At 49.6% G+C, this 5830-nt stretch carries 5 protein-coding genes; 4 read left to right on the forward strand and 1 reads right to left on the reverse strand.

Going from position 1 to position 5830, the window contains the following annotated elements:
* The first annotated feature begins 219 nt into the window (after positions 1–219).
* The 3 genes from hydG to Q8O92_08375 are packed head-to-tail and all read left to right on the forward strand — an operon-like array spanning position 220 to position 4082.
* Positions 220–1635, forward strand: coding sequence for a [FeFe] hydrogenase H-cluster radical SAM maturase HydG (hydG, locus tag Q8O92_08365; GenBank protein ID MDP2983328.1), 1416 nt, complete (start codon positions 220–222; stop codon positions 1633–1635).
* A 31-nt stretch (positions 1636–1666) separates the two neighbouring features.
* Positions 1667–2737 carry a [FeFe] hydrogenase H-cluster radical SAM maturase HydE gene (hydE, locus tag Q8O92_08370; protein MDP2983329.1) on the forward strand — a complete coding sequence of 357 codons (1071 nt, stop codon included), beginning with the start codon at positions 1667–1669 and terminating at the stop codon, positions 2735–2737.
* A 4-nt stretch (positions 2738–2741) separates the two neighbouring features.
* Complete coding sequence (locus tag Q8O92_08375; GenBank protein ID MDP2983330.1) at positions 2742–4082, forward strand: GTPase; 1341 nt, start codon at positions 2742–2744, stop codon at positions 4080–4082.
* A gap of 10 nt (positions 4083–4092) precedes the next feature.
* On the opposite strand, the gene Q8O92_08380 is transcribed toward Q8O92_08375, so the two are convergent.
* On the reverse strand, positions 4093–4638 hold the full coding sequence (locus tag Q8O92_08380; GenBank protein ID MDP2983331.1) for an O-acetyl-ADP-ribose deacetylase: 546 nt from the start codon (positions 4636–4638) through the stop codon (positions 4093–4095).
* 138 nt (positions 4639–4776) lie between these two features.
* Here Q8O92_08380 and Q8O92_08385 point away from each other — a divergent pair, with 138 nt between their 5' ends.
* Positions 4777–5613 carry a rhomboid family intramembrane serine protease gene (locus tag Q8O92_08385; protein MDP2983332.1) on the forward strand — a complete coding sequence of 279 codons (837 nt, stop codon included), beginning with the start codon at positions 4777–4779 and terminating at the stop codon, positions 5611–5613.
* The last annotated feature ends 217 nt before the right edge of the window (positions 5614–5830 follow it).

Raw genomic sequence — 5830 nt, forward strand, 5'->3', positions numbered from 1 at the left:
GCCTTCGGCATCCCCCCTTATTAAGGGGGGAATTTAGGGAGAGGGTTCTGTCAAATCCTAATAAATGTTTACATAAGTAATAGGAACAATTTTCTTTTTACTCCCCCCCTTAATAAGGGGGGAGGGGGGATTAACCCTTGAGATAATCACCTTAGCCTACTTAACGACATAACCATAAAGAAATATTCACTAACCCCCTAAGCAACAAAGGAATACAGCATGCCGCACGATATAAAAACCGAACAGATTCCCATCATTCGTGAGGATGAAATTCATTCTCTTATCCAAAAAACGGAAAAACCTCCTCAAGCCCGGGTAAAAAGCATCCTCGCGAAGGCGCTCGAACTGAAAGGTCTCGATCTGGAGGAATCCTCATGTCTTCTCAATATAAGGGATGAAAATCTTCTGGAGGAGCTGTTTCAAACGGCTCTTCAGGTCAAGGAGCAGATTTATGGAAACCGGCTGGTTCTGTTCGCACCGCTGTATGTTTCCAACTATTGCTCCAACAATTGTCTTTACTGCGGTTTCCGTAAAGATAACCGTGAAATGAAGCGAAAAATTCTGACCATCGAGGAGATAAAAGAAGAGGTGAAGATTATTCTCGGCCAGGGTCACAAGAGAATTCTGATGTTAATGGGTGAGCACCCCGGCCGGTGCGCCTTCGATTATTTCCTTGAGGCTGTTCGGGCGGTATACAGTGTACAGAGCGGCCAAAGCTCTATTCGCAGGATCAATGTGGAAATTGCGCCGTTGACTCTTGATGAATTCAAAGAGTTAAAGCAGGTCAAGATAGGCACATACACGGTTTTCCAGGAAACATATCATTATGAAACCTACAAAAAAATGCATCCGACCGGCATAAAAGCCGATTACTGGTGGCGCCTGACAGCGATGGACCGCGCCCAGCAGTCCGGGATCGATGATGTAGGCATCGGGGCGCTTTTCGGGCTATACGATTACCGCTTCGAGGTGCTTGCCATGTTCCAGCACGCCGCTTACCTGGACAAAACCTATGGCACAGGGCCGCACACGATATCCATTCCCCGCCTTGAACCGGCGCAAAATGCCCCCGTTGCTCTTAATCCGCCCTATCCCGTTTCCGATATGGATTTTAAAAAACTTGTGGCGGTGATCAGAGTATCCGTGCCTTATACCGGCATGATCCTTTCCACCCGTGAATCGGCGGAGTTGCGGCAGGAGCTGCTGAATCTCGGAGTATCCCAGATCAGCGCCGGTTCTCGGACGAATCCCGGCGGATACCGTGAAGGGATGACCAACCCGGAAGATGAGGAGCAATTCACGGTCAACGATACCAGGAGCACCGGAGAGGTTATCAAGGATGTAATTCGCCAGGGATTTGTTCCGTCGTTCTGCACCGGATGTTATCGCATGGGGAGAACCGGAATGGATTTCATGGATCTGGCCAAACCGGGACTTATAAAGAGTTTTTGCCTTCCGAACGCTCTTTTGACTTTAAAAGAATACCTTATCGACTACGGGGACGATGAAACCCGCTCGCTCGGTGATGCGCTCATAGAAAGAGAGCTTCCGGATATCCCGACACAGACCACTCTGACTGAAACGAAAGCACGTCTCCAAAGGATAGAAAACGGTGAAAGAGATATCTACTTTTAAAACTCCTCATGCTCGGGAGGAGGCGGATGTTATGGAAATCCTCGAACGGGATTGGTTTTCTGAACAGGATATCCTTGACCTCCTGAATCTCCGGCGGCAGGAAAATATTCAACACCTGTTCGATAAATCCCTGGCGCTGACTCGTGAACTCATAGGAAACAAGGTATTCTTCCGAGGCATTATCGAGTTCAGCAACCGCTGCGAAAAGAATTGCTTCTATTGCGGAATCAGGCGGGAAAACACAACAATAAGCCGGTATCTGCTCACAGGGGAAGAAATTCTTGCAGGGGCGCTTTGGGCCGAAGAGAACCGCTATGGTTCCCTGGTTCTGCAGTCCGGTGAATGCACTTCTCCCGAATTCGTACTTTTTTTGGAGGAGGTGATACGGCGAATTAAAAAAACGACATCTCTGGGGATAACCCTGTCTGTCGGAGAACAATCGCGGGAAACATATCAACGCTTTTTCGACGCCGGAGCGCACCGCTATCTTTTAAGGATCGAAACATCCAATCCGGAACTTTACAGGCGGATTCATCCACGGGATCATTCGTTTGAAAAAAGGCTGGAATGCCTCCGTACTCTGAAAGAAATCGGCATGCAGGTCGGCACCGGGGTCATGATCGGGCTTCCTTTCCAGACAGTTCCGGATCTTGCGAAGGACATTCTCTTTTTTCAAAGAGAAGATATCGACATGATCGGTATGGGACCCTATATCATTCATACCCGGACTCCTCTGGCGACTCATGAAACCATCGAGTCATGGAATGCGGGAAAAAAAGGGATTCTTGATCAGACGCTGAAAATGATTGCGGTTGCCCGCCTAGTGCTCCGCGATGTCAATATCGCCTCAACCACCGCCCTTCAGGCCATTCACCCCCGTGGCCGGGAAATGGGGCTGAAGGCCGGCGCCAATGTAATCATGCCCATCATAACCCCTGGACGGTATCGCGAGTCCTATCTTCTCTATGAGGGGAAACCCTGTATCGACGATTCCGCCGAGGTATGCCGTGATTGTCTCAGCGAGAGAATTCATTCGACGGGCCGTGAGATAGCATGGGATGAATGGGGAGATCCCCTCCATTTTCAATCGAGACAAAGGTGAAAATATGGAAAAAAATATAACGAACCGGAATGTGTTTTTCGGAACGGGCGAATTGGTTACCCGTGATAACATCTGTATCTGCGGGCGAATGAACGCCGGGAAATCCACCCTTATGAACCTTATAACCGGCCAGGAAACGTCCATTGTGGACAGTACTCCAGGCACCACGGCGGATGTTAAAACCACTGTTATGGAAATCCACGATTTCGGTCCTGTAAAATTGTTCGATACCGCCGGGCTGGATGAGACTACGGTGCTCGGCCAAAAGAAGCAGGAAAAATCCATAATTGCGCTCAAAGAGTCAGATCTGGTGATCCTGGTTGTGGATCCCACGCAGACAGTATTGCCGGGAAACATGCTTATCGAAAAACGTATTCTCCGGCTGGCAAAAGAATACGGGAAACAGGCATTTGTCCTTTTCAACATGCATTATGACAGCGGCATGGAGGAGAACGATCTCCGGCCGCTCGTTTCGGAACTCTTCCTGCGTGATAAGTATCCCTGTCTCAGCGCAGTTCTTATCGAAGCATCCTCAAAGCAGCGCATTCTCGATTTCATCAAGGAACACTACCGTCGGAGCGAAAAGAAGGTGGATCTTCTTCCTTTTCTTGGAACGAGCGGATTTGTGGCGCTGAATATACCCGTGGATGAGGAGACGCCGGAGGGACGGCTTCTGCGGCCTCAGAATGTGGTGCTCGATTATATCTTGCGGCATTATCTTCCTTTTGCCGGGTATCGGATGAATCTCACCAACGGAAGAAGCTCGAATACCACTCTGCATGAGGCGGAAAAGGAAAATTACCGGCGGTTTCTCCATGAGCTGCAAGGAGAGGAGGTCGGTCTGCAACTGATTATAACCGATTCGCAGGCCATCGACTTGATCGATCTCTGGACTCCGGAGGATATTCCGGTCACCACGTTTTCGATCATCATGGCGCATCACCAGAGCCGTGGCAGCCTGCGCACCCTGGCGCAGGGTCTATCAGTGATGAAAACCCTCGAAAGCGGGGACAGGGTGCTTATCGCCGAGCTCTGTAATCACGACCGGAAAGCGGAGGATATCGGCACGAAGCAGATACCGCGGCTTCTTAACAAGCTGTACGGCAATATTTATGTGGATTTCGCTGAAGGACGGGTATTTCCTTCTGAGAGTGAACTGGACGCCTACAAACTTATCATCCAATGCGGAGGCTGCATGGTGGATCAGCAGAAATACAGCACACGCATAGAGGATGCCCGCCGCCTGGGAATCCCGATCACAAACTACGGGCTTATCCTCTCCTGGCTGAACAATCCGAAAACTCTGGAGCGGGTGCTCAAACCCTGGGGTATCGGCGTGAACTGAGAAAGATATTTTATACAAGGAACGCGTTTTCCTCCAGAAAAATCTTCTCATCGTCCTCGCTGAAAAAAACAAAAACTACCTTTTGGATGGTATGCTCATTTTCCAGAAAATCCTTGACAGTCGCCGAGGCAATGGCTGCAGCCAGTTTCCTGGGGAAATGGAAAACGCCGGTGGAAATTGCCGGGAAAGCTACCGTGCGGCAGCCGTGTTCCACAGCCTCCCGGAGTGAATTCCAATAGCAGTCGGCCAGATATTTTTCTTCCCCGTGGGTTCCTCCGAACCAGACCGGACCGACGGTATGAATCACATACCTGGACGCTAGCCTGCCCGCCGTGGTGGTCACTGCCTGGCCGACAGGGAGACCGTCGGGGTACTTTTCCTTGCGCAGCGCCCTGCACTCGGCGAGGATTTCCGGTCCCCCGGCGCGATGGATGGCGCCGTCCACTCCTCCGCCACCCATAAGGCTTGAATTGGCGGCATTCACGATGCCATCCACTTTTTCCCCGGTAATATCTCCGGTTTTTACGAGAACCCTTCCATTGAGATATTCAGTCATGACTTCCTCCCGGCAAAAAGCGGCCGTGGAAAATTGAGCGGCGCGGCCGCTCAGAGAAATCGTTTGCTCCTGTGAAAATTTGCTGATATATTAATAACTTAAACGGATTTTTCCTGAAAATACAAGGGTTTTTCTTACATGTACGCTTCGTATGGGTTTGGCTATAGTATACCGAAAGCAGTGAAGTATCTGCTTATCGCCAATATCGCCGTGTTTGTCGCTACCTCCGTGCTGCCTGTGGTGTTCGGGATTCGCTTCTCCTTCAATTATCTCTTCGGACTGGTGCCATACTATATTACCCACTATTTCATGATCTGGCAATTTTTCACGTATATGTATCTGCATTCCAATCTCATGCACATAGGATTCAACCTTTTTGCTCTCTGGATGTTCGGCACCGAGCTTGAACATAACTGGGGTTCCCGCGACTTTTTCAAATTCTATACGGTCTGCGGAATCGGCGGCGGTGTTCTGGTCTGGCTTGCTTCATTCGTAAATCTGACAGACCCGGTTGTCACGACCATCGGCGCTTCCGGGGCGATTTTCGGGCTTCTGGTGGCCTATGGTCTCATGTGGCCGGACCGTATAATTTTGCTTTTTGGGATTATACCCATGAAAGCCCTGCATTTTGTAATTGTTTTCGCAGCCATCAATCTTTATTACGGAATGACCGGGGCCGGAAATATCGCCTGGTTTGCCCATCTGGGCGGCGGTGTTACCGGTTTTATCTATCTCAAGTACGGCTGGCGGATCATGGTGCACATGGAAAGCATGCTCCGCAGATTGAAGCGTCGAAAATTCACTGTGATACAGGGGGGGAAGAATAAATCCGATTCTCAGGATAGACAGTACACGGATTTGGATGACGAAGTCAACCGCATTCTCGATAAAATATCCGCAAGCGGGATGGAGAGCCTGGACGACCGTGAACGACGTATTCTGAAACGCGCCTCCAAACGCCGGGAGAAGCAGTAAGACCTTCCGATTCATTACTCTTCGTCTTTTCTGTTTCATTACATGATGACATAAATAATTGCGTTTCTTTTCAAAATAGATGCCGAAACGGTTGCTAAAAGATGCGCTGCGCTTTCATCGTTCCCGCGAAGCGGCAACAAGTTCGGCATGACACGTGTCATCCTGAACTCGTTTCAGTATCTAAACACTGATGATCCGGTAAAAAGTAATTTTTACA

This window comes from Candidatus Latescibacter sp., assembly GCA_030692375.1.
Lineage (GTDB): Bacteria > Latescibacterota > Latescibacteria > Latescibacterales > Latescibacteraceae > JAUYCD01.